The organism is Streptomyces sp. NBC_00637, from assembly GCF_045161545.1.
Classification (GTDB): domain Bacteria; phylum Actinomycetota; class Actinomycetes; order Streptomycetales; family Streptomycetaceae; genus Streptomyces.
Window position 1 is genome coordinate 3598095 of the sequence record NZ_CP109046.1, and the last position, 24659, is coordinate 3622753.

Here is a 24659-nt window from a genome sequence, read left to right on the forward strand (position 1 = left end):
TAAAGTGCACAACATTGACGCATGCCGCGGGCGGATGACGCCGGCGCGGGGTGCGGGGCGGATGACGCCGGCGCCGGGCGCACGGCACGGGTCACCGCTCCGGCAGAGCGCGGTGACCCGCCCGGGTCATCTCGGGGTCGTACGGGTCGTGCAGGTCGTGCGGGTCTTCGTACGGGTCGTACGGGTCGTACGGGTCAGGCCGCGGCGGTGGCGGGGGCGGCCGCCGGTTCCTCCTCCAGCAGGTCGATCAGGGCCGCCCGGGCCCGCGCCACGCGCGAACGCACGGTCCCGACCGGACAGTTGCCCGCCTCCGCCGCCTCCGCGTAGGGCAGACCGGCCACCTGCGTGAGGACGAACGCCTCCCGCCGCTCGGCCGGAAGGGAGGCCAACAGATCCAGCAGGACGACGCCGTCGTCGAAGCCCGGCAGGTCGCGCGGCTGGGCATGCTCGGCGGCGAGCTGCCAGTCGGCCACGTCGGACAGTCGCGGCCGGGTGGCGGCGTACCGGTAGCTGTCGATCACCGCCCGACGGGCGATGGACAGCAGCCAGGAACGGGCCGAGGAGCGGCCCTCGAACCGGTGCAGGCTGCCGAGGGCGCGCAGGAAGGTGTCCTGGGCGAGGTCGTCGACGGCCTGGGGATCGCCGCACAGGTGGGAGACGTAGCGCAGGACGTCGCGGTGCAGAGCGCGTACGAAGCGCTCGACCGCGTCCGCGTCACCGGACCGGGCGGCGAGCGCCCATGCGGTGATCGACTCGTCGAGCGCGGCCTGCGCCGCACGGGAGGCCGGGGAGGCCTGGCACACCTGGGATACCTGGGAGGCAGGGGGCGCCTGGAACGCCTGGAGTGCTTGGGGTTCCTGGCGCGCCTGGGGTTCCCGGAGTTCCTGGGGTGCCTTCAGAACAGACGTGATCACCTGGTGTCCTTCTCGGATCAGCCACGAGGGCATGAGGGAGAGACGGCCCCACGCCCGTCTGCGCGGGCATACGGCCATGGCCCGGAGCGCACAGGGGCAGCCCCGGGTCCGTTTGCTGCCGGCCCGTCGTCAGACGGCGGCAGCGGCCCCCAGGGGCGGACCCCGAGTGGTGATCGCGTGGGTGAGAAGGAGCAGCCGGGGCGCTCGCACCGAGCCGCGGCGGCGGAACCGGACGCGCGGCCGGTCCGGGGTGACGGGCAGGGCGAGCAGCAGCCGCAACGGCGCCGCCAGCCGTCCGGCCACCGCCCGCAGGATCCGGAACGCGGCCTTCTCGCCGTGCGCCAGCCACAGCCCGCACAGCAGCGCGGCGAGCAGGTGGGCGGCGAGCATGCCGAACGAGGAGGTACCGGCGACGCCCTCGCCGACGGACTCCCCCAGGTGCATGTGGCTCATAGGGCCCGCGTGGCCCATGTGGTCGATATGGCTCACGTGATCCATGTGGCCGGCGTGAGCCATGTGGCCCATGTTCATGTCCATGGAGTCCATGCGCATCGAGCCCATGCCCATGGTTCCCATGACTCCGGTGGCACCGGTGCCCGCCGAGACCCCGCCGGCGGACGGCCCGGCCAGCGAGAAGGCCGAGTGCAGGGCCGTCTGGGCGGCGACCACGACCGTCACGATCAGCGGCAGCCCGCGCTCCCGGCCCGCCAGGCTCCAGCCCGCGACGCAGGTGACGGCCGCACCCGCGGCCAGCGCCCACGCGGGCACCTCGGCCCCGGACATCAGCACGTGGCCCAGGGCGGCGAGCAACACGCAGACAGCCGCGAACAGCGCGGCCCGTAACGCGCGAGTACACCACCCGGCAGTCATGGCGCCTCATCCTCGCATTCCGACACCGCCCGTCGGCCGGGGGTACGGAAATCACCCCGGTCCGGAACTCAATCCCCCGTGTATGAGTTGTCTCACCTCCCCCCGGTTCCCCGCCCCGCCCGTCGGCCCCCATTCCCCCGAAGGGTCCAGTCCACCGCGCAGGAGGTGCCCGCCCCGCCGACTCTGGGGACGGGGCGTGTCCGTCGTGCCCTGTCCATCAAGCAGCGGAGGTACCGGTGAGCGGTTGCGCCGAACGTGTGCGGATCGCGGTCATCGGGGACTGCCCCGTTTTCCGGCACGGCATCTCGAACCTGATCGGCACCGCTCCCGACCTCCACCTGGTCGCGGCCGCGCCGTCGATCGAGAGCGCGGACGGCAGCCTGCGCGGCGCGCACGTCGTCCTGATGGACCTCCAGCAGTCCGCCCCGAGACTCGCCGCGACCGTGACGAAGCTGCGGAGGAGGGGGCATTCCGTCCTCGTGGTGTCGTCCTCACCGCACCTGGACGCGGTCCGGGCGATCCAGGCCGGCGCGAGCGGCTATCTGAGCCGGCAGGCGGAGGCGCACGAAATGCTGACGGCGATCCGGACCGTGGGATCCGGCCGCAGTTATGTCTCCGCGCCCGCCAGCGATCTGGTGGGGAATTCTCTCCATTTCACTGACCGGGAGCAGGAAATCCTGCGGCTTCTCGCCAATGGTTCAACGGACCACGAAATCGCCGCCGCGTTGGGTATCAGCAAACATACAGTCCATTCACATCTCGACCGAATCGGCGAGAAAACCGGCTCCCGACGCCGCCCCGACCTGACCCGGATCGCACTGGAAAACGGCCTCACCTACCCGGAATGAGCCGCCGGCGGGGGTAGTTCTACCCCTTTGACCGTGGGTAATCGTCACCCTTGACCCGAACAGGGCGAAGCGAGACCTTGGCAGAGGATCACTCAGACATGCCGGGAATCAACTGGGAGAAGCTCATGCGCAATCGTCTCGCAATTTTCACCGTCGCAGCGCTGCTGCCCCTTACAGGCGGGGCCTCACTCGCGATAGCCGGTCAGGCGGTCGCTGCTCCTCCTCCTCCTGTCGTCACCGTCACAGGTACCGTCGATGACTGCGACGACGACGCTTCCCCGGAAGAAGTCACGATCGCAACGAGTAAGGAATCCAAGACAGACGACACTGGCGTCAAGAGCTCCAACAAGTACAGTGTCAATTTCAAGAATATTCCGAAGAAGGGCCGATCTGCCACGGCGACCGTTACCTGCGTGGGCGGCTCTACGTACACGCAGGACTTCAAGATCAACGGGGCTCAGGGCACAACACCCGTGACCCAGAAGGTGCACCTCGAGCCGTAGGACCCGTTACGGTCGGGCCGGGTTTCGCCAGGGCGATGCCCGGCGCGACCGCATGCCCCGCCCGCTCACACCCCGCCGCCCACCGTGAACCCGATCACCGATCCGCCCCCCGCCCGCCGGTGCGCGAACGGTGCACCTCCGTGTGCCAGGGCCACCTCCCGCACGATCGACAGGCCGAGCCCCGAGCCCGGCAGGGAACGGGCCTCGGCGGCGCGGTAGAAGCGGTCGAAGACGCGGGTCAGGTCGGTCTCGGCGATACCCGGACCTCGGTCGAGGACCTCGACGCGGACGACGCCCGGCCGGGCCGGGCCGGTGACGGCGATCTCGACGGGCGCCCCGCCCTCGCGGTCGAACTTGGTCGCGTTCTCCACGAGGTTGGACACCGCCCGCTGGAGCATGGCCGGCCGCCCGTAGAGCGTGGTGTCGCCGCTTGTCCGGATCAGGACCGGCCGGCCCGTGCGGCGCCGGGCGAGGCCCGCGACCTCCTCCGCGATGTCGGCGAGGTCCAGCCTTCGCGGCGGCTCGGTGTCGGACTGGCCGGCCGCGAGGTCGACCAGCTCGTTGACCAGGTCGGTCAGCTCCCGGGCCTCCTGGGTCAGGTCCGCCACCAGTTCGTCACGGGTGTCCGGCGGCAGTTCGTCGATGCGGCGCAGCAGTGAGATGTTCGTGCGCAGCGACGTCAGCGGGGTACGCAGTTCGTGCCCCGCGTCCTGGACGAGGCGCCGCTGGTCCTCCTCCGACTGGGCGAGCCGGCCGAGCATGCGGTCGAAGGCGCGGCCCAGCCGTCCCACCTCGTCGTGACCGGTGACCGGCACCTGCACGCCGAGCCTGCGGGTGCGGGCGACGTCCTCGGCGGCGGTGGTGAGGATCACCAGACGATGGGTGATGCGCCGGGCCAGCCACCAGCCGAACAGCCCCGCGGCCGTCACCACCGCGATCATCAGGATCAGCGTGCGCTGCTGGAGCGCCCGCAGCAGGTCCTCGGTGTCACTGAACTCCTGCGCCACCTGCACCGCGCCCCGGCCGCCGCCCAGGGAGACGGTCGCGATGCGGTAGACGTCGCTGCCGACGTCGACGTCCTTGTGCTCGGCCATCAGCCCGGCCGCCGCGGCCACCGCGATGGTGCGGTCGCCGGACACCACGGGCAGTCCGGGGCTGCCTCTGTCGACGACGGATCCGTCCGCGCCCAGCACCTGTACGTCCGTACGGGCCGGCCGCACGATGTCGTGCCCCGGCGCCGACGAGGAGAAGTCCTCCGGCGCCATCCGGTGGTCGCGCACCTCGTCCCGCAGGTCCTGCACGACCTCGTCGAACACCGACTCCTGGTCGACCCGGACCAGCCGGGCGGCCGCCGAGTAGGACAGGACTCCGACGAGCACGGTGACCGCGGCCGTGACGGCCGCGAAGGACACCGCGAAGGTGGTCCGCAGCGACACCAGCTTCGGTCTCGGGCGGGACAGCAACCGACGCAGACGGCTCACTCGCGTCCTCGTCTCACGATCACCCTCGCCTCACGATCGCCTCTGCCCCACGATCACCCTCGACCCACGATCATCCTCGCCCCGCTCCCGGTCTCGCGCGCTCAGTCCTCCCGCAGTACGTAACCCACCCCGCGCACGGTGTGGATCAGCTGCGGGGCGCCGGGGTGGTCGAGTTTGCGGCGCAGATAGCCGACGTAGACGGCGAGGTTCTTGGAGCCCGGACCGAAGTCGTAGCCCCAGATACGGTCGTAGATCGTGGAGTGGTCCAGGACGATCCCGGCGTTGCGCGCCAGCAGCTCCAGCAGCTCGAACTCGGTCCGGGTCAGCTCCAGCTCGCGCCCGCCCCGCCACGCCCGTCGCGCCTGCGGGTCCATCCGCAGCCCGGCCGCCTCCACGTGCCGCTCGGAACCCGGCTTCGGCGCGTCGGGTACCGGCGCGGCGGCCTCGGGGGCGGCGTCGGGGCTGGTGCGGCGCAGCAGCGCCCGCAGCCGGGCGAAGACCTCCTCGACGTCGAACGGCTTCACGACGTAGTCGTCGGCGCCCGCGTCCAGCCCGGCGATCCGGTCGGCGGTCTCCACCAGGGCGGTCAGCATCAGGATGGGCGTGCGGTCGCCCTCGGCGCGCAGCACCCGGCAGACCTGGAGGCCGTCGATGCCGGGCATCATCACGTCGAGGACGAGCACGTCCGGCGGGTTCTTGTGGGCGTGCGCCAGTGCCTCGACCCCGTCGGCGACCGCGGTCACCCGGTAGCCCTCCAGGGCCAGGGCGCGTTCCAGGGCGTTGCGGATGGCACGGTCGTCTTCGGCGAGCAGCACGGTGGGAGGCACCGGGCCAGTCTGCCAAGGCCTCCGGCGGTTGGGCGGTGAGGGCCGTCCTACGGTCACCCTTCTTACTGGGCTCTCACCCTCGGGACGGGCGTGTCCGGGGGCTGCCACCCCCGGACCTCGCTCGGCCCCGCTTCCGCCCGAACGGCCTCGTCCTCGATCGCCGGACGGGCCGGATCTTCCCGTCCGGTGTCCGGTGTCCGGCGGTCAGCGGGCGGCCAGGGCCGCCAGCTGGTCGGCGAACGGCACCACCGTGAACTCGTCCTTCTCCGAATTCCCGGCCTTCTGCGAATTCGCGGCCTTCTCCGAATTCCCGGCCCTGGCGGTCTCCACCCTCTCCACCGTCTCCGTCGTCTCCGTCGTCTCCGTCGTCTCGGCCGTCGTCCTCGCCTTCGGCGGGCCGGGCCGTGCGGACGTCGTCGTGGACAGGCCCGTCATGAGTGTCGCCAGCTCGGCCGCCGCCCGTTCGATCCGAGCGGGCAGGCCCTCCGCGCCCCAGTCCTCCGAGGCGGCGTAGACGGCGGTCGGGACGACCACGGCACGCAGGTAGGAGAAGAGCGGCCGCAGGGCGTGTTCGAGCACCAGCGAGTGGCGCGCGGAGCCGCCCGTGGCGGCGATCAGCACCGGCTTGCCCGCCAGCGCGTCCGGGTCGATCACGTCGAAGAACGACTTGAACAGGCCGCTGTAGGACGCGGAGAACACCGGCGTGACGACGATCAGCCCGTCCGCCGCCGTCACCGCCGCCAGCGCGGCCGCGAGCTTGCGTCCGGGGAAGCCGTTGGTGAAGTTGTGGGCGATCTCGACGGCGAGGTCGCGCAGCTCCACGACCTCCACGTCCACCTCCGCCCGCGCCGAGGTCCGCCCGGCGGTCGCGGCCGCCAGCCGGTCGGCCAGCAGCCGGGTCGACGACGGGACGCTCAGCCCCGCCGAGACGACGACGAGCCTCATACGGCGTTCACCCCTTCCGGCGAGGTCTGGGCGGCCTCGAGCAGCGACGCGTGGGTCGGCGCGTCCGGCACCCCGGCCGGCCGTCCGACGGCGAACTCCTTGCGCAGCACTGGCACGACCTCCTCGCCGAGCAGGTCGAGCTGCTCCAGCACGGTCTTCAGCGGCAGGCCCGCGTGGTCCAGCAGGAACAGCTGGCGCTGGTAGTCGCCGGCGTACTCGCGGAACTTCAAGGTCTTCTCGACGACCTGCTCGGGCGTGCCGACGGTCAGCGGGGTCTGGTCGGTGAAGTCCTCCAGGGACGGCCCGTGGCCGTAGACCGGCGCGTTGTCGAAGTACGGCCGGAACTCGCGCACCGCGTCCTGCGAGTTCTTCCGCATGAAGACCTGCCCGCCGAGGCCGACGATCGCCTGTTCGGGCGTGCCGTGTCCGTAGTGCGCGTAGCGGGCGCGGTAAAGCTCGACCATCCGCTTGGTGTGGTCGGCCGGCCAGAAGATGTTGTTGTGGAAGAAGCCGTCACCGTAGAACGCGGCCTGCTCGGCGATCTCGGGCGAGCGGATGGAGCCGTGCCAGACGAACGGCGGCACGCCGTCCAGCGGGCGGGGCGTGGAGGTGAAGCCCTGGAGGGCGGTGCGGAACTTGCCCTCCCAGTCGACGACGTCCTCGCGCCACAGCCGGCGCAGCAGGGCGTAGTTCTCGATGGCGAGGTTGATGCCCTCGCGGATGTCCTGGCCGAACCAGGGGTAGACCGGGCCGGTGTTCCCGCGCCCCATCATGAGGTCGACGCGGCCGTCGGCCAGATGCTGGAGCATCGCGAAGTCCTCGGCGATCTTCACCGGGTCGTTGGTGGTGATGAGGGTGGTGGAGGTGGAGAGGACCAGCTTCTCCGTCCGCGCGGCTATGTAGCCGAGCATCGTCGTCGGGGACGAGGGCACGAACGGCGGGTTGTGGTGCTCGCCGGTGGCGAAGACGTCGAGGCCGACCTCCTCGGCCTTCTGCGCGATGGCGACCATGGCCTTGATCCGCTCGCGCTCGGTCGGCGTACGGCCCGTGGTGGGGTCCGGCGTGACATCGCCGACGCTGAAGATCCCGAACTGCATGGTCGCTCAACCTCCAAAGTTGTTGACCGTTAAACTATACCGGCCTAACGCCTCCCCCGCTCCCCCTATTCCGCCGACCGGCGCGACTGTCGGTGGCCCGCCCTACGATCCGGGCATGGCCACCCCACGCCGTGACACCCGAGGCATCGTCGACGCCGCGGACTTCCTCGCACGCGTGCGCTTCCGCCGGCCCGAGCCGGCCCCGCCCCTGCGCCCCTACGTCGAGCACTACTGGCTGATCGACTGGGACCTGACCGAGCCGTACGTCTCCCATGTCGTCCCGCACCCCGCGGTCCACCTCGTCTTCCAACGGCTGGAGGGGCAGGAGCCCTTCGTCGAGATCGCCGGCGTCCAGCAGGGCCTCTTCGCCCAGAAACTGGAGGGCCGGGGGCGGGTCTGCGGGGTCAAGTTCCGCCCGGGCGGCTTCCGCCCCTTCGCTCCCGAGCACCCGGTCTCCCACTGGACGGGCCGCCGGGTCCACCTCACCGGCACCGACCCGGCCCCCATCCTCGCCCCGGCCGACGAGAAGGCCCGGGTGGCCGCCCTCGACGCGCATCTGCTGGCGGCCCGCATGCCCCGCCCCGACCCGCAGGCCGATCTCGCGATGACCCTCGTCGACCGTATCCGCGCCGACCGCGCGATCCGCAAGGTGGCGGACCTCGCGAGCGACGAGGGGTTGTCGGTCCGCCTGCTCCAGCGCCTGTTCGCCGCGTACGTCGGCGTGGGTCCCAAGTGGGTGATCCTGCGCTACCGCATCCACGAGGCCCTGGAACGGGCGGAGACCGGGGAGCCTGCGGACTGGGCCGCCGTGGCCGCCGACCTGGGCTACGCGGACCAGGCCCACCTGGTGCGCGACTTCACCGCGACGGTCGGAGTCCCCCCGGCCGCCTACGCTCGGCATCGCGGCGCATGACCACGCCGGCACCGAGCCGCACGGCCGGGGGGTGGGACGGCCGGACGCCCCGACGGCGGGACGGTGGGGCGGTGGGGCGGTGGGACGGTGGGCGTGTGGCGGACACACCACGGGCCGCAACCGTCAGGCCTGGGGCCTCAGGCCTCGGGCCTCGGGCCGCCGCTAGGGCACCAGCACCAGTCGGCCCCGGACCCCGCCCTCCGCAAGCCGTGCGTGTGCCTTCGCGGCGTCCTCCAGTGGGTAGGTCTCGGCCACCCGGAGGGTCAGCTCGCCCGCGTCCACCGCCCGCACCAGCTCCGCCAGCGCGGCGCCGTCCGCGCTCACCTCGACGGCGTCGGTCCGCACCCCCCGCTCCGACGCGGGCTGCGCCTGCGGGATCACCCCCACGTACACGCCCCCGTCCCGTACCAGGTCCAACGCCCGCGGGCCGAGCACCGCCGCGTCCAGCACCGCGTCGAAACTCCCTTCGCCGCCCGGGAAACGCGTCGCGCCCAGCGAGCGGACGAACTCCTCGTCCTCGGCCCGAGCCAGCGCGGCGACCGACACCCCGCGCCGCGCGGCCAGCTGGACGGCATACCCGCCGACCGCGCCCGCACCACCCGTGACCAGCAACGAATCCCCCGGCGACAGGGCGAGAAGGGCCAGCGCCTGCACAGCGGTCAGCGCGTTCAACGGCAGCGTCGCCGCGTGCACCGCGTCCACGGAAGCCGGCGCGAGCGCCACCGCGTCCGCGTCGACGACGACGTACTCCGCGTGCGTACCGAGCGGCTTGACCATGCCGTAGTCGAGCGCCACGACCTCCTCCCCCACCTTCCACGCGGCGGCCACCCCCACCGCGTCCACGGTCCCGGCGACGTCCCAGCCGAGTCCGACCTGCTTGCCCGCGCCGCCGAAGACCCCGGAGCGCACCCCGGCGTCCACCGGATTCAGCGCGGCCGCCGCCACCTTGATCCGCACCTGCCGGGCGCCCGGCTCCGGCAGCTCCGCGTCCACGAGCTCGACGGCCTCGGGCCCGCCGAACGTCCGCACCACTGCTGCACGCATGACAACTCCCCTGGATCGACGGGTACTTGCGGGAATGTCCCGCTGCCCTCCTGCTGTCACAACCCTAGGAAGAGTTACTATCCATGGGGAAGTAGTTACCTGAAGGTGCCTACGTCACCGGGAGGAGAGCCACCATGGCCACCACGACCGCCGCCCAGCGGCGCGAGCAGGCACGCAACGAGTACGACGCCTTCCTGCGCGACTGCCCGACCAACCAGCTGCTGGACCGCCTCAGCGACAAGTGGGTCAGCCTGGTCGTCTCGGCCCTCGCGCCCGGCCCCCGGCGCTACAGCGACCTGGCCCGCAGGATCGCCGGGGTCAGCCCCAAGATGCTCACCCAGACCCTGCGCACCCTGGAACGCGACGGCATCCTGACCCGCACGGTCACCCCGTCCGTCCCCGTCCGCGTCGACTACGAGCTGACCCCGCTCGGCAGCAACCTCGCGCTGCTGCTGACGGCCGTGAAGGACTGGGCCGAGACCCACTTCGACGAGGTCCACGCGGCCCGCCTGCGCTACGACACGGACGGCGTCGACGCCTGAGCGGTGCCGGTCAGGGGGTGAGCGGGACCGCGTCCATGTACGCGTTCGTCGGCTTGCGCACCTTCCGCACTTCCCGCGCGTCCAACGCGACCGCCGCAGACGACGTGCCGAGCGTGCCGCTCCCCTGCCAGGTCCCGGTGACGTCGACCCAGGTGTCCGCCTTCGGCGCGGCGATCCCCCGGACCAGCACCTTCACGGACGACGCGTCCGCCGCACAGCAGTTGACGATGATCCGGGTCAGGTACCAGCCGTCCTGCTTCCGCGGGGCCGGGGTGACGAAGCCGGTCATCACGACGGCCCGGCCCCGGATCGCCCGCGACCGGTCCTGCTGCACCCGCTGGGTGAAGTCGGTGAGCGTGATCGGCAACGGGGAGGTCGCGGGCAGCGGATCGAAGGCGTCCTCCTGCACCGCGACGGCCTTCGCCGGTTCCCGCGAGGCCGTGTAGGAGCCGAGCGCGGGCGGCGCGTAGAAGAGCAGGCTCAGCACGGGCAGGAACAGCAGCCAGGCGACCCGCGGAACACCGGAATGATCATGACCGTGCCCCTCGTGCCCCGGCCCGCCGTGCTCGCCCTTCGACGGGGCGGACCATGCCTCCGCCACGCCCAGGACGACCAGCAGCACCCCGGAGGCGACCAGCAGCGGCCGCATGCCCTCCTTGACGTAGCGCAGGTACTCGTCCGTGAACAGCGAGGTGTGCAACAGCCCCAGCCCGCCCAGCACCAGCAGCGCCACCTGCGCGAACCGCCTCACAGCAGCACCCCTCCGACCACCGCGCTGCACACCACGGCGACCACCGTCGTGGCCGCCGAGAACCGCACCGCGAAGGCCCGCCCGAACGTGCCCGCCTGAAGCGCGATCAGCTTCAGGTCGACCATCGGCCCCACCACCATGAACGCCAGCCGCGCGACCGGCGAGAACCCCGTCAGCGAGGCCGCCACGAACGCGTCCGCCTCGCTGCACACCGCCAGCACGATCGCCAGCGCCGCCAGGAACAGCACCGACAGCCACGGCGAACCCGCGAAGGTGTCGAGCAGCGTGCGCGGCACCGCCACGTTGAACGTCGCCGCCGCCATCGCCCCCACCACCAGGAAACCCCCCGCGTGCAGGAAGTCGTGCTGGAAACCACGCCGGAACTCGGCGAACCGGCTGTGCCCCGGCACATGTCCGGTGGGCCGGCCGACAGCCGGCTTCAACCACTCCTCGCGCCCCAGCCAGAGCCACAGCCAGCCCATCGCGGCGGCGGTGACCAGCGAGGCGAGCAGCCGGGCGACCACCATCTCCGGACGGCCCGGGAAGGCGACGGCCGTGGCGGTCAGCACCACCGGGTTCACGGCGGGCGCCGACAGCAGGAACGCGAACGCGGCGGCAGGGGTGACCCCCCGCCCGATCAGACTGTTCGCCACCGGCACCGACGCGCACTCGCACCCCGGCAGCACCACACCCGCCATCCCCGCGACCGGTACGGCCAGCGCGGCCCGCTTCGGCAGCAGCCGGCTGAAGACCCGGGCCGGCACGAACGCGTTGATCGCCCCCGACAGAGCCGTGCCCAGCAGCAGGAACGGCAGCGCCTGCACGGTCACGGCCAGACACACCGTCCGCCACGCCTGCATCGCCGGCTCGTCCAGCGACCGCCCGACGAGCACCAGCAGCACACCCGGCACCACCGCCGCGCCCAGCAGCATCAGCGGCCAGTGCCGTGGCAGCGCACGCGCCGGGCGGTCGTCCGCCGCCCGCGCCTCCCCGGCCGCCGCCACGGGCGGCCGTATGTCCGTTTCCTGCATCCCGCCCCTACACCCGGCCTTCCCGCAACCGTGCGACCTGCTCCGCGCCGAACTCCACGGTGCGCCGCATATGCCGCACCACCACCGCGAGTTCACCGTCCGCCAGGTCCTCGAAGAGCGGCATCCAGTCGCCGCCCAGCCGCTCCCACATCCGCGTGAACTCGGCGATCCGTTCCGGCACCGGCACCACGAGGACCCGCCGCCGGTCGGCCGCGTCCCGCTCCCGGACGACGTATCCCGCCTTCTCCAGCCGGTCCACCAGCCGCGTCGCCGACCCGGTGGTCAGTCCCGTCAGCTCGGCGACCCGTCCCGTCGTCACCGGCTCGCGCTCCAGCATCAGCAGGTTCAGACACTGCAGATCCGTGGGGTGCAGCCCGAGGCGGTCGGCGAGCGCCTGGTTGAACAGGGCGTACGCGGCCACGTACCGACGCGACACGACGGCCAGCTCGTCCAGCAGCCGCGAGCGCACGTTCCCGGACATCGCACCCCTTCGTCGGCACCGCCGTCAGCGCCGTCCGCAGATCGTACGACGCCCCACTTCCGCGAACGTCAGAAGAAGTACGCGTCCCCGGTGTCCAGGACCAGCACCTGCTGCCGGTCGTTGGACCGGTTGCGGTCCACCGCCCCGCCGCCCCACAGGGTGTCGACCGCCATCGTCACCTCCGTAGGCCGCCCCCGCAGCCGCACCCCCAGCTCGATCCGCTCCCCCAGCGCGTCGGCGGCCAGCGCCCCCGTCCGGCACACCACCTCCTGGCGGCCGGTCCGCGCGCAGCCGGCCGGCAACCGCTGCGCCCCGGCCGCCAACGGCACCGACCAGCGCAACCGCACGGTCGAGTCGGAGACGTCCGCCGGACCGTGGTTGCGCGGGGTCAGCCGCACGTCGACCCGGCCGCCGCGCATGACGGCCGAGCCGTGGTACGACAGATCCGCCTCGGTCGCCTCCCCCGCCGCCCACGCGGGCGCGGACCCCCACCCCACCGCCAGCACCGCGCCCCACACCACGAGACCCCGCATCCAGCGCATGTCACCACTCCTCGATCCTCGATCGAAACCGCCCGGGTCCGGAGGGCCGGGTACGAAGGGGATGTATCCCACGCCCCGCGCCCGGCAGGCGCCCTCCAACAGGTGACAGCACCCGGCCGTGCCAAGCTGCGGTCATGCTCATCCTCAGATCGGCGGCCCTGTTCGTCGTCGCCGCGCTCTTCGAGATCGGCGGAGCATGGCTGGTCTGGCAGGGCGTACGCGGGCACCGGGGCTGGCTGTGGGCGGCCGGCGGTGTCCTCGCCCTCGGCGCGTACGGCTTCGTCGCCACGTTCCAGCCCGACGCCCACTTCGGCCGCATCCTCGCCGCGTACGGCGGCGTCTTCGTCGCCGGCTCCCTGCTCTGGGGCGCGGTCGCCGACGGCTACCGCCCCGACCGCTGGGACGTGACCGGTGCCCTGGTCTGCCTCGCCGGGATGGCCGTGATCATGTGGGCCCCGAGGAACGGCGGCTGACCCCGATACCCTGGGCGGCAACCGCTCGAACGAACGAACACCCTGTCGAGCACCCCGTGCACGAGGAGCAGCCCATGGCCACCGCCGCACCGTCCGCCGCCTCCCGCATCGCCGTCGTCACCGGTGCGAGCAGCGGAATCGGCGCCGCCACCGCCCGGGAGCTCGCCGCGGCCGGCTACCGGGTCGTCCTGACCGCCCGCCGCAAGGACCGCATCGAAGCGCTGGCCGAGGAGATCACCCGGTCGGGCGGCTCCGCGACGGCCTACCCGCTGGACGTCACGGACCGCGCCGCCGTCGACGAGTTCGCCGGCGCCTTCAAGACGATCGGCGTCCTCGTGAACAACGCGGGCGGCGCGCTCGGCGCCGACCCCGTCGCCACCGGCGACCCGGCCGACTGGCGCACGATGTACGAGACGAACGTCCTCGGCACCCTGAACGTCACCCAGGCCCTGCTCCCCAAGCTGGTGGCGAGCGGCGACGGCACGGTCGTCGTGGTGTCCTCGACCGCCGGTCACGGGACGTACGAGGGCGGCGGCGGCTATGTCGCCGCCAAGCACGGCAGCCACGTCCTCGCCGAGACCCTCCGCCTGGAGATCGTCGGCCAGCCGGTCCGCGTGATCGAGATCGCGCCCGGCATGGTCAGGACCGACGAGTTCGCCCTCACCCGCTTCGGCGGCGACACGGACCGGGCCGCCAAGGTCTACGAAGGTGTCGCCGAACCCCTCACCGCCTCCGACGTGGCCGAGACGATCACCTGGGCGGTCACCCGCCCCAGCCATGTCAACGTCGACCTCCTCGTCCTGCGCCCCCGCGCCCAGGCGTCCAACACGAAGGTCCACCGGGAGCTGTGACCGCCGGAGAGGAGACCGTCGGGGAGGAGATCTCCGGCCGGGACCCGGACGCCGGGGATCGGCTCTCGCAGGAACAGCGCTCGCTCGAACAGCGCCGCCTCGCCCGGGAGACGAAGGACGAGCGCCACATGTGGGTCTTCCTCGCCTACTTCCTCTTCGGCATCCACATCGTGGCGTTCGTGATGATCTACGCGGTACGCCACGCGAAGTGACAACCGCCGCGACCTAGGGTTTCCACGTGGACAGACACATACCGTTCGAGACGCTGCACAACTTCCGTGACCTGGGCGGGTATTTGACCAGCAGCGGTCACCGGGTCCGCGCGGGCCGGCTGTACCGCGCTGACTCGCTCGGCAAGCTGAGACCGGGCACCCCGGACTGGGACCGCTTCCTCGCCCTGGGCGTCCGCACGGTGATCGACCTGCGCCACCCCTGGGAGGCGGAGGCCCGAGGCCGCGTCCCGGAGCACCCCTCCTTCACCTACCAGAACCTCAGCATCGAGCACCGCCCCTACGACCAGGCGGCGTTGATGCCGGACGTGGACCCCGGCCCGTACCTCTCCGCACGCTTCATGGAGGTGGCGCAGGACGGCACGAAGGAGATCGCGGCGGCGCTGGAACTGGTGGCGGAGGCGCACGCGGACGAGCCGGTGGTCTTCCACTGCGCCTCCGGCAAGGACCGCACCGGCCAGCTGGCCGCCATCGTCCTCGGCCTCCTCGGCGTCCCGGACGAGGTGATCATCGAGGACTTCTCCCTGACGGAACTGGCGGCCCCGGCCCTGCTCGCCGAATGGCGTGCGTGCAACGACGGCCGCTCCCCGGCGTGGCCGTCCTTCGGCCGGGCCCCCGAGTCGGTGATGCGCCTGTTCCTGGAGGCGCTGCGGGCCCGGTACGGCTCGCTGGAGTCGTATGTGACGGACGCCCTCGGCAGGGACGCGGAGGCCCTGTCGGCGACCCTGCGCAACCGCCTCCTGGAACCGGCCCCCACCACCTGGCCGGAGTTGACCCACCGCAGGGCGGAGCCGCTCGACGCCCCCCTCCTGGTCCGCCTGCGCGACACGGCGGCCCTGTGGCAGCTGGCCCGGGGCATCGAGCAGTGGCAGCCCGGCGAGAAGGCCGAGGCCCACTTCGTCGACCGGATGCGCGACGGCGAGGTCTGGTTGGCGTACGCGGACGGCGCGGTCGCGGGCGCGTTCGAGCTCTGGTGGGACGACCCGGCCGCCTGGGGCCCCCGCCCGCCCGAGGCCGGCTACATCCACCGCCTGATGACGGCCCCGCACATCGCCCCACCGGGTGCGGGCCGCCGGATGCTGGCCCAGGCCGAGTCCCGCATCACCGCGGCCGGCCGGCCCTACGCCCGCCTCGACTGCCTCTCCACCAACCCCCGCCTGCGCGCGTACTACGAGTCCGCGGGCTACACGGTCGTCGGCGAGCAGCGCGCGAAGGAGGGCGGCACGGGCAGCCCGTACGCGGTGACCCTGCTGGAGAAGCGGCTCGGCCGAGGATGAGACGCGTGCGGGGCCCGGGCCGAAACCGGCCCGGGCCCCTCACCGACGGTCAACCGCGGACCCGCGGTGTCAGCCCTTCACGCACACGACCTGCTTCAGCTTCGCCACGACCTCCACCAGATCCCGCTGCCGTTCGATGACCTGCTCGATCGGCTTGTAGGCGGCCGGGATCTCGTCCACGACGCCGGAGTCCTTGCGGCACTCCACGCCCCGCGTCTGCTCCTCCAGGTCCTGTGTCGAGAAGCGGCGCTTGGCCGCGTTCCGGCTCATCCGCCGACCCGCGCCGTGCGAGGCAGAGTTGAAGGCCTTCTCGTTGCCGAGGCCCTTCACGATGTACGAACCCGTGCCCATCGAGCCCGGGATGATGCCGTACTCGCCGGAACCGGCCCGGATCGCGCCCTTGCGGGTCACGAGCAAATCCATGCCCTCGTAGCGCTCCTCGGCGACGTAGTTGTGGTGCGCGCTGATCTCCTGCTCGAAGGCCGGCTTCGCCTTCTTGAACTCCTTGCGGACCACGTCTTCAGGAGCGCCATCATGAGCGTGCGGTTGTACTTCGCGTACTCCTGCGCCCAGAACAGGTCGTTGCGGTAGGCCGCCATCTGCGGGGTGTCCGCGACGAACACGGCGAGATCACGGTCGATCAGGCCCTGGTTGTGCGGGAGTTTCTGCGCCACCCCGATGTGGAACTCGGCGAGTTCCTTGCCGATGTTGCGGGAACCGGAGTGCAGCATCAGCCAGACGGAACCGGACGTATCTGTACATACTTCGACGAAGTGGTTTCCGGAGCCGAGCGTCCCCATCTGCTTGACGGCACGCTCCTCACGGAACTTGACCGCCTCCGCGACCCCGTCGAAGCGCTGCCAGAAGTCGTCCCACCCGCCGGTGGCCAGCCCGTGGAACCGGTCCGGCGCGACCGCGGTGTCGTGCATCCCCCGACCCACCGGGATCGCCTGCTCGATCTTCGAACGGAGCCGCGAGAGGTCGCCGGGCAGGTCGTTCGCCGTCAGCGAGGTCTTCACCGCGGACATTCCGCACCCGATGTCGACGCCGACCGCGGCGGGGCAGACGGCGCCCTGCATCGCGATGACCGAACCGACCGTCGCGCCCTTGCCGTAGTGGACGTCCGGCATGACCGCCAGCCCCTTGATCCACGGCAGGGTCGCCACGTTCCGCAGCTGCTGGAGCGCGCCCTCCTCGACCGAGGCCGGGTCGGCCCACATGCGGATGGGCACCTTCGCGCCCGGCATCTCCACGTACGACATAACGTCCTCATTCCCCCGGATTAAATACAAAAGCCTTACATCGCAAAACTGGTGCCAAGGTCAACGAAAAGGACAGCGGACCGGCATCCACAGCTCCACGTGCGATACACATTGTCTCCAGGGGCCGCCCCCGTCCGGCAAGCGAATAACCAGCGGGGACACCGGGCCCACCCACATCACCCGACCTGTCGAGAGGAGCCGACCGTGCAGCGGAAGGCATACGTACCCGGCGTCGTCGCGCTCCTCGCGGCGCTGCTGGCCGGCTGCACCGGCGGTTCGGACGAAGGCGGCTCGACGGACAACTCCAACCCGGGCGAGGCGGGCACGGCCAGCGCCGCGGCGCAGCCCGGCAAGTACGACACGCTTCCCGAGGCCTGCGGTGTGGTGAGCGCGTCCACCCTCGACTCGCTGCTGCCCGGCATCAAGCAGCTCGCCGACGATGCGCAGCGCGACGCGGCCTACGCGGGCGAGGCGACGCAGACGTTCGACACGGACCGCAAGGTGGGCTGCCGTTGGAAGGTGGAGTCGACGGACGCCACCGACCATCTCCTCGTCGACTTCGAGCGGGTCGTCTCGTACGACAACGCCGTGAGCGACGACAACCAGGCCGAGGCCCTCTTCGCGCAGAAGGTGACCGCGGCCGACCTCCCGGTACCCGCCGCTTCCAGCACCACGGGGGCGGCGACCGGCTCCTCCTCCCCGAGTTCGAGCCCCTCCCCCTCGACGACGACCTCGCCCACCAACGGCGCCTCCACGTCGGCCTCGCCCTCCTCCACCGTTCCCCCCGCAGCCCTGCAACCCCGCCTGCTGGAGGACCTGGGCGACGAGGCGTTCGTCGACGACGCGCTCAGCAGCTCCGGTTCGACGGCCAAGCAGCGCACGGTGACTGTGGCGTTCCGCACGTCCAACGTCATGGTGACCATCGAGTACGAGGAGCAGCCCGCGACCGTCGGCACGGTGCCCGACAGCGAGGACATGCAGGACAAGGCCCGGAAACTGGCCGCGCAGCTCGCCGACTCGCTGGCCGGCTGAGGGCACTTCGGCCCGGTTCGTGACCCCCGCGCAAAGCCTTCGAAGCGGAACCGCACAGCTTCTTCACCGACTACGGTGGCTCCTCGGACCCGATCCGACCGCAGGAACCACGAGCGTCATGAGTGAAGGAACCATGCAGCGACGAGCCCAGCGAGACGGCCAGTTTGACCAGCGCGAGCAGCGTGCCGAGCGAGTGAACCGGTCCGGAGGGCTGAACCGCCTCCTGGCCGCGGTGGTCGCCGTCCCGGTGGTGCTGATCGCCGCGGGCTGCTCCTCGGACTCCGGCTCGGGCGACGACGCGAAGGACACCGGCGCCACGACCGGTGCCGGCCCCGACTCCGCGGTGAGCGCCGCGCCGACCGTGCAGGCGGCGGCGTACAAGACGCTGCCCGAGGCGTGTGCGGTGGTGTCGAAGAAGACCCTGACCGAGCTGGTGCCGAAGGCGTCGGCCGCGGGCAAGGAGGGGACGTCCAGCGACACCGCGGCCCGGGCCAGCTGTTCCTGGTCCAGCCTGGCCAACAACGGTGTGAAGGGCTCGCAGTTCCGCTGGCTGAACGTTTCGCTGCTGCGCTTCGAGTCCGACGCGACGACCGGTGCCGGCGAGACGCAGGCGAAGACGTACTACGCGAAGCAGGTCAAGGACGCCCAGGCGGTGTCGGGCGCGAAGAACGTGAAGTCGGCGCCGGTGACCGCGACGGGTGACGAGGCGACGTCGGTGCGCTACGACCTGAAGAAGTCGGAAGGCGCCTTCAAGCAGCAGACGGTCGTGGTCCGTGTCGAGAACGTCGTGCTCACGCTCGACTACAACGGCGCCGGTCTGGCGGGCGACAAGACGCCGAGCGCGGACACCCTGACGAAGTCGGCGGAGAAGGCGGCCAAGGAGGCGGTGGCCTCGGTGCGCTCGGCCAACGGCGAGGGTGGCGACGGCGGTTCGGACACCTCGACCAAGAGCCCGTCGAGCCCAGCCCCGTCGAAGTCGGCCTCCTCCACCCCGCGGGCGACGCCCTCCAAGTCCTCGTCGGCGACCCCGAAGGCGACGGCCTCCAAGGCGGCCGCGGCGGCCCCGAAGGCTTCCGCTTCCGCGAAGAGCTGACGGACCGGCAACACGTGCGCCGCACACATGTGCCACCCTGTTGCGCGCAAGAAGACGCAAGGGGAGGGGAGTACGGGTGTCCGCGCCAATACAGCTGACCCGGACGCACCGCGTTCTCATCGGCGTGGTCGTGGCCGGCGCCGTGGTCATCGCCGGCATCGGCTTCGCCGGTTCGTACGCGGCCGTCCGGGAACTGGCCCTCGAGAAGGGCTTCGGCAACTTCTCGTATGTGTTCCCGATCGGTATCGACGCGGGTATCTGCGTCCTGCTGGCCCTGGATCTGCTGCTGACCTGGATCCGCATCCCGTTCCCGCTGCTGCGGCAGACGGCGTGGCTGCTGACAGCGGCGACGATCGCCTTCAACGGCGCGGCGGCCTGGCCGGACCCGCTGGGCACGGGGATGCACGCGGTGATCCCGATCCTGTTCGTGGTGTCCGTCGAGGCGGCCCGGCACGCGATCGGCCGGATCGCGGACATCACGGCGGACAAGCACATGGAGGGCGTGCGCCTCACGCGCTGGATGCTCTCCCCGCTGCCCACGTTCCTGCTCTGGCGCCGTATGAAGCTGTGGGAGCTGCGCTCCTACGAGCAGGTGATCAAGCTGGAGCAGGAACGTCTCGTCTACCAGGCGAGGCTGCGTTCCCGCTTCGGCCGTGCCTGGCGCCGCAAGGCGCCGGTGGAGTCGCTGATGCCACTGCGGCTGGCCCGTTACGGCGTCCCGCTGGCGGAGACCGCCCCGGCGGGACTGGCCGCGGCGGGCATAGAGCCGGCCGTGCTCCCTCCGGCGCCGCTGGCCGCGGCCGCGCCTCCGCAGGAGCTGACGGCGGCCGCCCCGCTCGACGCCGGTGTCCGGGCCGTCGAGGCGGCTTCCGTGCCCCGGCAGGCACCGCAGGCCCGGCCGCCCGGTCAGGCGCCCGCGCCCACGGAGGAGGAGCAGAGCCCGTGGTTCCAGGCGCCGCACGAGGTCGCCTACCAGGGCGGCTACGACCCCACCTACGACCCCTCGGAGCAGTACGCGCAGTGGTACGAGGAGCAGCAGCAGGCCGAGCAGTACCAGGACCAGTACCAGGAGGAGCCTCCGGCGCAGGAGCCCTCGCCGGAGGAGACGGGTTCGTTCCCCATCCCGGTGGGTCCGGGCCGCAGCCGCGAGCTCGGTGAGGGCGGCGGCACCCCGGTGGTCGAGCCGGACGAGGAGGCGTACTACCAGGTGTTCCGTCAGTCGATAGACGGCAGCTTCCCCACGCCCGGCGTCCTCGGCGACAACATCCAGGCGACCTACGGCACGACCATGAGCCCCAGCGCTCTGAAAACCCTCACGGAACGCTTCCAGCACCGTTTCAACACGGAGCTGGAGGAGGACCACATCGCGTGATCCGCGCGGACGACGCGTGACCCGCGCGTACGAGGAGGGGGCGCCCGGTGTTGCACCGGGCGCCCCCTCCTCGTACGACGCGGTCTACTCCCCGAGCAGGGTCCGCACCCGCTCCTGGCCGACGGCCAGCAGCAGGGTGGGCAGCCGCGGCCCGGTGTCACGCCCCACCAGCAGGTGGTAGAGCAGCGCGAAGAACGTCCGCTGGGCGGTCTTGATCTCCGGCGGGAGTTCCTTGGGCGTGGCGTCGGCGGAGAACCCGGCCTGGACCTTGGGCACGCCGTAGACGAGGTGCGAGAGACCGTCGAGCGACCAGTGGTCGGCGAGCCCGTCGAGCAGGAGCCGCAGGGACTCCCGTGAGGCCTCGTCGAGGGACTTCAGCAGCTCGGCGTCGGCCTCGGCGCGCACGATGGTGCGCTGGTCGGCGGGGACGTGGGTGTTGATCCACGCCTCGGCCTTGTCGTACCGGGGCCGCGCCTCGTCGAGGGAGCCGAGCGGGTTCTCCGGGTCGAGGTCGGAGAGGATCCGCAGCGCCTGGTCCTGGTGTCCGGCGGTGATGTCGGCGACGGAGGCCAGGGTGCGGTAGGGCAGCGGCCGGACGGTGCGCGGCAGCTCCCCGGCGGCGGTGCCCACGGCGCGGGTGTGCGCGGCGAGGTCGGCCGGGAGCGCCGATCCGTCGGCGACCTTGGCGTCCAGCTTGTCCCACTCGTCGTAGAGCCGCTGGATCTCCTGGTCGAAGGCGATCTTGAAGGACTGGTTGGGGCGGCGGCGGGCGTAGAGCCAGCGCAGGAGCTGCGGCTCCATGATCTTCAGGGCGTCCGCGGCGGTGGGGACACCGCCCTTGGAGGACGACATCTTCGCCATGCCGCTGATGCCGACGAAGGCGTACATGGGCCCGATGGGCTGCTTGCCGCCGAAGATGCCGACGATCTGGCCGCCCACCTGGAAGCTGGACCCGGGGGACGAGTGGTCGACGCCGCTCGGCTCGAAGACGACGCCCTCGTACGCCCAGCGCATCGGCCAGTCGACCTTCCAGACCAGCTTGCCGCGGTTGAACTCGTTCAGCCGCACGGTCTCGGCGAATCCGCAGGCGGTGCAGGTGTAGGACAGCTCGGTGGTGTCGTCGACGTACGAGGTGACCGTGGTGAGGTCCTTCTCGCAGTTGCCGCAGTAGGGCTTGTACGGGAAGTAGCCCGCCGAACCGGACGAGCCGTCGTCCTCGTCGGCCGCGCCCGACCCCTCCGCCGCCTCGAGCTCGGCCTCGTCGAGCGGCTTCTGCTGCTGCTTCTTCGGCGGGGCCTTCTTGGTGCGGTACTGGTCGAGGATCGCGTCGATGTCACCGCGGTGCCTGATCGCGTGCAGGATCTGCTCGCGGTAGACACCGGAGGTGTACTGCGCGGTCTGGCTGATCCCGTCGAACTCCACGCCGAGGTCGGCCAGCGACTCGACCATCGCGGCCTTGAAGTGCTCGGCCCAGTTCGGGTACGTCGAGCCCTGAGGGGCCGGGACGGAGGTCAGCGGCTTGCCGATGTGCTCGGCCCAGGAGTCGTCGACCCCCGCGACGCCCTGCGGCACCTTGCGGAAGCGGTCGTAGTCGTCCCAGGAGATCAGGTGGCGTACCCGGTGTCCGCGGCGGCGGACCTCGTCGGCGACCAGGTGTGGGGTCATGACCTCGCGGAGGTTGCCGAGGTGGATGGGACCGGAAGGGGAGAGTCCGGACGCGACGACCACGGGTTTGCCAGGGGCTCGACGCTCCGACTCCTCGATGACCTCATCCGCGAAACGGGAGACCCAGTCGGTGGTCTCGGTGCTCGGAGCCACGATCGGCACGTCCTCTTGTTCTGAAGGCTTCCAGGTTTGAAGTGCGTTCCATTGTCCCAGACAGCCCCGCGCCCGGGAAAACCCCTTTACCCCCCATGGGATACTGACGGTGCCCATCCATCCCCACGAGGAGAACGGCACCCACTCCTATGGCCCCGGTCACGTCCCTCAGTCACTCCGTCGAACAGCACCTCTCGTCCGCTCTCTCGGCCACGCTGCCGGAGGCCGCCGGCGCGGACCCGCTGCTGCGACGAAGCGACCGGGCCGACTTCCAGGCCAACGGCATCCTGGCGCTGGCCAAGAAGGCGAAGGCGAACCCGCGGGAGCTGGCGACGCAGGTCGTGTCGCACGTGGTCACGGGTGACCTGATCGAGGAGATCGAGGTCTCGGGCCCCGGCTTCCTGAACGTGACGATCACCGACGGCGCGATCACGCGGAACCTCGCGGCGCGGTACGCGGACGCGGACCGCCTGGGCGTGCCGCACGCCGCCGCGCCGGGCACGACGGTCATCGACTACGCCCAGCCGAACGTGGCGAAGGAGATGCACGTCGGTCATCTGCGGTCGGCGGTCATCGGCGACGCGACCGTGCAGATCCTGGAGTTCACCGGCGAGAGCGTGGTCCGCCGGCACCACATCGGCGACTGGGGCACCCAGTTCGGCATGCTCATCCAGTACCTGGACGAGCACCCGCACGAGCTGGACCACAAGGAGTCCCAGGTGAGCGGCGAGGAGGCGATGTCGAACCTCGACCGCCTCTACAAGGCCGCGCGCAGGCTGTTCGACGCGGACGAGGAGTTCAAGACCCGGGCCAGGCGCCGGGTGGTGGACCTCCAGGCGGGCGACCCGCACACGCTCGCGACCTGGCAGAAGTTCGTCGACGAGTCGAAGATCTACTTCTTCTCGGTCTTCGAGAAGCTGGACATGGAGGTCCGGGACGAGGACATCGTCGGCGAGTCGGGCTACAACGACATGCTGGCGGAGACCTGCCGTCTGCTGGAGGAGTCCGGGGTCGCGGTCCGCTCCGAGGGCGCCCTCTGCGTCTTCTTCGAGGACGTCAAGGGGCCGGACGGCAACCCGGTCCCGCTGATCGTGCAGAAGTCGGACGGCGGCTACGGCTACGCGGCGACCGACCTGTCGGCCATCCGCGACCGTGTCTTCCAGCTCAAGGCGGACACGCTGCTGTACGTGGTGGACGCCCGTCAGTCGCTGCACTTCAAGATGGTCTTCGAGACGGCACGCAGGGCGGGCTGGCTGAACGAGGACGTCAAGGCGCACCAGTTGGCGTTCGGCACGGTCCTCGGCAAGGACGGCAAGCCGTTCAAGACCCGTGAGGGCGAGACGGTCAAGCTGGTCGACCTGCTCGACGAGGCGGTCGAGCGGGCCACGACGGTGGTCCGGGAGAAGGCCGTGAAGGTCGGCCTGACCGAGCCGGAGATCGTGGAGAACGGCCGGTACGTGGGCGTCGGCGCGGTGAAGTACGCCGACCTGTCGACGTCCGCCGTGCGGGACTACAAGTTCGACCTGGACCAGATGGTCTCGCTGAACGGCGACACGTCCGTCTACCTCCAGTACGCGTACGCCCGTGTCCAGTCGATCCTGCGCAAGGCCGGCGAGGCCCGCCCGGTCGCTCACCCGGAGCTGGGACTGGCCCCGGCGGAGCGGGCGTTGGGCCTGCACCTGGACCAGTTCGGCGAGACGGTGCACGAGGTGGCGGCGGCGTACGAGCCGCACAAGCTGGCCGCGTACCTGTACCAGCTGGCCTCGCACCTGACGACGTTCTACGACCAGTGCCATGTGCTGTCCCCCGACAACTCGCCGGAGGTCGTCGAGAACCGCCTGTTCCTGGTGGACCTCACGGCCCGCACCCTCCACCTGGGCATGGCCCTGCTGGGCATCCGGACGCCGGACAAGCTCTGACCGACCGGCGCCGACCAGAGCGAACCACGCACCACGACCCGTCCTCCACCCCCCGTTGTCGGGGAGGACGGGTCGCGGCCGTTTCGGGGTGCGTCAGGCGGCGAACCGCTTGAACGCCGCGCGGGTCCCGGCTCCGGCGATGCCGTCGATCGCGCCGGTGTAGCCGTAGTCGTCCTTCAGGAGCCGCTGGAGCGCCTTGATCGTGTTGGTGCCGGGGTCGCCGTCGATGGCGCCGGTGTAGCCCCAGTACGTCTTGAGGCAGCGCTGGAACGCCTTCCAGCTGTTGGTGCCCAGCTGCCCGTCGATCGAGTCGGTGTAGCCCCAGTAGTCCGCCAGGAACTCCTGGACGTTCTTGGCCTCGGCGGTGGTCAGGCCGAAGTTCTCCGTCGCGAGTACGGCGGTGGGGGCGCCCACTGCCGTCCGGGCGGCCGTCGCGGGCGCCGCGTAGCCGGTGCCCGCGGCAGCCAGGCTCCCGGCGGCGATGCCGGCGACGGCGGTGAGGCTGACGATGGTCCTGGCCAGGGCATGCGATCGCATGTGGTC

The 24659-nt window shown here is 71.4% G+C and carries 25 protein-coding genes and 1 pseudogene; 12 read left to right on the plus strand and 14 right to left on the minus strand.

The window, feature by feature from the left end:
• Positions 1-194: 194 nt before the first annotated feature.
• Together OG440_RS15570 and OG440_RS15575 are read right to left on the minus strand one after the other, a co-directional pair.
• The gene (locus OG440_RS15570) at positions 195-803 is read right to left on the minus strand and encodes a sigma-70 family RNA polymerase sigma factor (RefSeq protein ID WP_406011368.1); all 609 of its coding nucleotides are present in this window, start codon (positions 801-803) and stop codon (positions 195-197) included.
• Between the two features lie 240 nt (positions 804-1043).
• A complete protein-coding gene (locus OG440_RS15575) occupies positions 1044-1784 on the minus strand; it encodes a hypothetical protein (RefSeq protein WP_406007424.1) in 741 nt (246 codons plus the stop codon).
• Between the two features lie 236 nt (positions 1785-2020).
• Here OG440_RS15575 and OG440_RS15580 point away from each other — a divergent pair, with 236 nt between their 5' ends.
• Both OG440_RS15580 and OG440_RS15585 read left to right on the plus strand, forming a co-directional pair.
• Positions 2021-2632, plus strand: coding sequence for a LuxR C-terminal-related transcriptional regulator (locus OG440_RS15580; protein ID WP_406007425.1), 612 nt, complete (start codon positions 2021-2023; stop codon positions 2630-2632).
• 98 nt (positions 2633-2730) lie between these two features.
• Positions 2731-3135 (plus strand): hypothetical protein, encoded by a 405-nt coding sequence (locus tag OG440_RS15585; protein WP_406007426.1) that lies wholly within the window; start codon positions 2731-2733, stop codon positions 3133-3135.
• Between the two features lie 65 nt (positions 3136-3200).
• Here the strand turns inward: OG440_RS15585 and OG440_RS15590 are convergent, their stop codons facing one another.
• The 4 genes from OG440_RS15590 to OG440_RS15605 all read right to left on the minus strand — a co-directional run bounded on the left by OG440_RS15590 (position 3201) and on the right by OG440_RS15605 (position 7485).
• The gene (locus tag OG440_RS15590) at positions 3201-4616 is read right to left on the minus strand and encodes an ATP-binding protein (protein ID WP_405963569.1); all 1416 of its coding nucleotides are present in this window, start codon (positions 4614-4616) and stop codon (positions 3201-3203) included.
• A gap of 101 nt (positions 4617-4717) precedes the next feature.
• Complete coding sequence (locus tag OG440_RS15595; RefSeq protein WP_406007427.1) at positions 4718-5443, minus strand: response regulator transcription factor; 726 nt, start codon at positions 5441-5443, stop codon at positions 4718-4720.
• Positions 5444-5647: 204 nt separating this feature from the next.
• The gene (locus OG440_RS15600; protein WP_406007428.1) at positions 5648-6388 is read right to left on the minus strand and encodes an FMN reductase; all 741 of its coding nucleotides are present in this window, start codon (positions 6386-6388) and stop codon (positions 5648-5650) included.
• Positions 6385-7485: an LLM class flavin-dependent oxidoreductase gene (locus OG440_RS15605; protein ID WP_406007429.1), complete on the minus strand. Its 1101-nt coding sequence runs from the start codon at positions 7483-7485 to the stop codon at positions 6385-6387. Before OG440_RS15605 ends, OG440_RS15600 begins: the two co-directional genes overlap by 4 nt.
• 115 nt (positions 7486-7600) lie before the next feature.
• Here OG440_RS15605 and OG440_RS15610 point away from each other — a divergent pair, with 115 nt between their 5' ends.
• Positions 7601-8398 (plus strand): DUF6597 domain-containing transcriptional factor, encoded by a 798-nt coding sequence (locus OG440_RS15610; RefSeq protein ID WP_406007430.1) that lies wholly within the window; start codon positions 7601-7603, stop codon positions 8396-8398.
• A gap of 162 nt (positions 8399-8560) precedes the next feature.
• On the opposite strand, the gene OG440_RS15615 is transcribed toward OG440_RS15610, so the two are convergent.
• Positions 8561-9442: an NADP-dependent oxidoreductase gene (locus OG440_RS15615; RefSeq protein WP_406007431.1), complete on the minus strand. Its 882-nt coding sequence runs from the start codon at positions 9440-9442 to the stop codon at positions 8561-8563.
• A 134-nt stretch (positions 9443-9576) separates the two neighbouring features.
• Here OG440_RS15615 and OG440_RS15620 point away from each other — a divergent pair, with 134 nt between their 5' ends.
• Positions 9577-9984 carry a winged helix-turn-helix transcriptional regulator gene (locus tag OG440_RS15620; RefSeq protein ID WP_406007432.1) on the plus strand — a complete coding sequence of 136 codons (408 nt, stop codon included), beginning with the start codon at positions 9577-9579 and terminating at the stop codon, positions 9982-9984.
• Between the two features lie 10 nt (positions 9985-9994).
• On the opposite strand, the gene OG440_RS15625 is transcribed toward OG440_RS15620, so the two are convergent.
• The 4 genes from OG440_RS15625 to OG440_RS15640 all read right to left on the minus strand — a co-directional run bounded on the left by OG440_RS15625 (position 9995) and on the right by OG440_RS15640 (position 12789).
• Positions 9995-10735, minus strand: a complete 741-nt coding sequence (locus tag OG440_RS15625) for a TIGR03943 family putative permease subunit (protein ID WP_406007433.1) — start codon at positions 10733-10735, stop codon at positions 9995-9997.
• Positions 10732-11766: a permease gene (locus OG440_RS15630; protein WP_406007434.1), complete on the minus strand. Its 1035-nt coding sequence runs from the start codon at positions 11764-11766 to the stop codon at positions 10732-10734. Before OG440_RS15630 ends, OG440_RS15625 begins: the two co-directional genes overlap by 4 nt.
• Positions 11767-11773: 7 nt before the next feature.
• Positions 11774-12247 (minus strand): MarR family winged helix-turn-helix transcriptional regulator, encoded by a 474-nt coding sequence (locus OG440_RS15635; RefSeq protein ID WP_406007435.1) that lies wholly within the window; start codon positions 12245-12247, stop codon positions 11774-11776.
• A 68-nt stretch (positions 12248-12315) separates the two neighbouring features.
• Positions 12316-12789: a hypothetical protein gene (locus OG440_RS15640; RefSeq protein WP_406007436.1), complete on the minus strand. Its 474-nt coding sequence runs from the start codon at positions 12787-12789 to the stop codon at positions 12316-12318.
• Between the two features lie 134 nt (positions 12790-12923).
• On the opposite strand from OG440_RS15640, the gene OG440_RS15645 reads away from it, so the two are divergent.
• The 4 genes from OG440_RS15645 (at position 12924) to OG440_RS15660 (ending at position 15620) form a co-directional block, all read left to right on the plus strand.
• Positions 12924-13262 carry a YnfA family protein gene (locus tag OG440_RS15645; RefSeq protein ID WP_406007437.1) on the plus strand — a complete coding sequence of 113 codons (339 nt, stop codon included), beginning with the start codon at positions 12924-12926 and terminating at the stop codon, positions 13260-13262.
• Positions 13263-13336: 74 nt separating this feature from the next.
• Positions 13337-14113 carry an SDR family NAD(P)-dependent oxidoreductase gene (locus OG440_RS15650; RefSeq protein ID WP_406007438.1) on the plus strand — a complete coding sequence of 259 codons (777 nt, stop codon included), beginning with the start codon at positions 13337-13339 and terminating at the stop codon, positions 14111-14113.
• The gene (locus tag OG440_RS15655; protein ID WP_406007439.1) at positions 14110-14325 is read left to right on the plus strand and encodes a hypothetical protein; all 216 of its coding nucleotides are present in this window, start codon (positions 14110-14112) and stop codon (positions 14323-14325) included. The genes OG440_RS15650 and OG440_RS15655 overlap by 4 nt, the downstream gene beginning before the upstream one ends.
• 26 nt (positions 14326-14351) lie before the next feature.
• The gene (locus OG440_RS15660) at positions 14352-15620 is read left to right on the plus strand and encodes a GNAT family N-acetyltransferase (protein WP_406007440.1); all 1269 of its coding nucleotides are present in this window, start codon (positions 14352-14354) and stop codon (positions 15618-15620) included.
• Between the two features lie 69 nt (positions 15621-15689).
• On the opposite strand, the pseudogene OG440_RS15665 reads toward OG440_RS15660, so the two are convergent.
• A pseudogene (locus OG440_RS15665) lies at positions 15690-16882 on the minus strand (RtcB family protein).
• A gap of 204 nt (positions 16883-17086) precedes the next feature.
• Here OG440_RS15665 and OG440_RS15670 point away from each other — a divergent pair.
• The 3 genes from OG440_RS15670 (at position 17087) to OG440_RS15680 (ending at position 20379) form a co-directional block, all read left to right on the plus strand.
• The gene (locus tag OG440_RS15670; protein ID WP_406007441.1) at positions 17087-17914 is read left to right on the plus strand and encodes a DUF3558 domain-containing protein; all 828 of its coding nucleotides are present in this window, start codon (positions 17087-17089) and stop codon (positions 17912-17914) included.
• A gap of 118 nt (positions 17915-18032) precedes the next feature.
• Positions 18033-19007 (plus strand): DUF3558 domain-containing protein, encoded by a 975-nt coding sequence (locus OG440_RS15675; protein ID WP_406007442.1) that lies wholly within the window; start codon positions 18033-18035, stop codon positions 19005-19007.
• A gap of 76 nt (positions 19008-19083) precedes the next feature.
• Positions 19084-20379: a DUF2637 domain-containing protein gene (locus OG440_RS15680; RefSeq protein ID WP_406007443.1), complete on the plus strand. Its 1296-nt coding sequence runs from the start codon at positions 19084-19086 to the stop codon at positions 20377-20379.
• 84 nt (positions 20380-20463) lie between these two features.
• Here OG440_RS15680 and lysS read toward each other — a convergent pair whose 3' ends face one another.
• Complete coding sequence (lysS, locus tag OG440_RS15685; protein ID WP_406007444.1) at positions 20464-22206, minus strand: lysine--tRNA ligase; 1743 nt, start codon at positions 22204-22206, stop codon at positions 20464-20466.
• 140 nt (positions 22207-22346) lie between these two features.
• Here lysS and argS point away from each other — a divergent pair, with 140 nt between their 5' ends.
• Positions 22347-24116, plus strand: a complete 1770-nt coding sequence (gene argS / locus OG440_RS15690) for an arginine--tRNA ligase (RefSeq protein ID WP_406007445.1) — start codon at positions 22347-22349, stop codon at positions 24114-24116.
• 93 nt (positions 24117-24209) lie between these two features.
• Here argS and OG440_RS15695 read toward each other — a convergent pair whose 3' ends face one another.
• Positions 24210-24653 (minus strand): peptidoglycan-binding protein, encoded by a 444-nt coding sequence (locus OG440_RS15695; protein WP_406007446.1) that lies wholly within the window; start codon positions 24651-24653, stop codon positions 24210-24212.
• Between the last annotated feature and the right edge of the window lie 6 nt (positions 24654-24659).

Excerpts from the sequence above, each read along its gene's own strand:
- OG440_RS15575 (WP_406007424.1), bottom strand. The coding sequence starts at position 1,784 with ATGACTGCCGGGTGGTGTACTCGCGCGTTACGGGCCGCGCTGTTCGCG.
- OG440_RS15585 (WP_406007426.1), top strand. The coding sequence starts at position 2,731 with ATGCCGGGAATCAACTGGGAGAAGCTCATGCGCAATCGTCTCGCAATT.
- OG440_RS15600 (WP_406007428.1), bottom strand. The coding sequence starts at position 6,388 with ATGAGGCTCGTCGTCGTCTCGGCGGGGCTGAGCGTCCCGTCGTCGACC.
- OG440_RS15605 (WP_406007429.1), bottom strand. The coding sequence starts at position 7,485 with ATGCAGTTCGGGATCTTCAGCGTCGGCGATGTCACGCCGGACCCCACC.
- OG440_RS15610 (WP_406007430.1), top strand. The coding sequence starts at position 7,601 with ATGGCCACCCCACGCCGTGACACCCGAGGCATCGTCGACGCCGCGGAC.
- OG440_RS15615 (WP_406007431.1), bottom strand. The coding sequence starts at position 9,442 with ATGCGTGCAGCAGTGGTGCGGACGTTCGGCGGGCCCGAGGCCGTCGAG.
- OG440_RS15620 (WP_406007432.1), top strand. The coding sequence starts at position 9,577 with ATGGCCACCACGACCGCCGCCCAGCGGCGCGAGCAGGCACGCAACGAG.
- OG440_RS15630 (WP_406007434.1), bottom strand. The coding sequence starts at position 11,766 with ATGCAGGAAACGGACATACGGCCGCCCGTGGCGGCGGCCGGGGAGGCG.
- OG440_RS15635 (WP_406007435.1), bottom strand. The coding sequence starts at position 12,247 with ATGTCCGGGAACGTGCGCTCGCGGCTGCTGGACGAGCTGGCCGTCGTG.
- OG440_RS15640 (WP_406007436.1), bottom strand. The coding sequence starts at position 12,789 with ATGCGCTGGATGCGGGGTCTCGTGGTGTGGGGCGCGGTGCTGGCGGTG.
- OG440_RS15645 (WP_406007437.1), top strand. The coding sequence starts at position 12,924 with ATGCTCATCCTCAGATCGGCGGCCCTGTTCGTCGTCGCCGCGCTCTTC.
- OG440_RS15650 (WP_406007438.1), top strand. The coding sequence starts at position 13,337 with ATGGCCACCGCCGCACCGTCCGCCGCCTCCCGCATCGCCGTCGTCACC.
- OG440_RS15675 (WP_406007442.1), top strand. The coding sequence starts at position 18,033 with ATGAGTGAAGGAACCATGCAGCGACGAGCCCAGCGAGACGGCCAGTTT.
- argS (WP_406007445.1), top strand. The coding sequence starts at position 22,347 with ATGGCCCCGGTCACGTCCCTCAGTCACTCCGTCGAACAGCACCTCTCG.
- OG440_RS15695 (WP_406007446.1), bottom strand. The coding sequence starts at position 24,653 with ATGCGATCGCATGCCCTGGCCAGGACCATCGTCAGCCTCACCGCCGTC.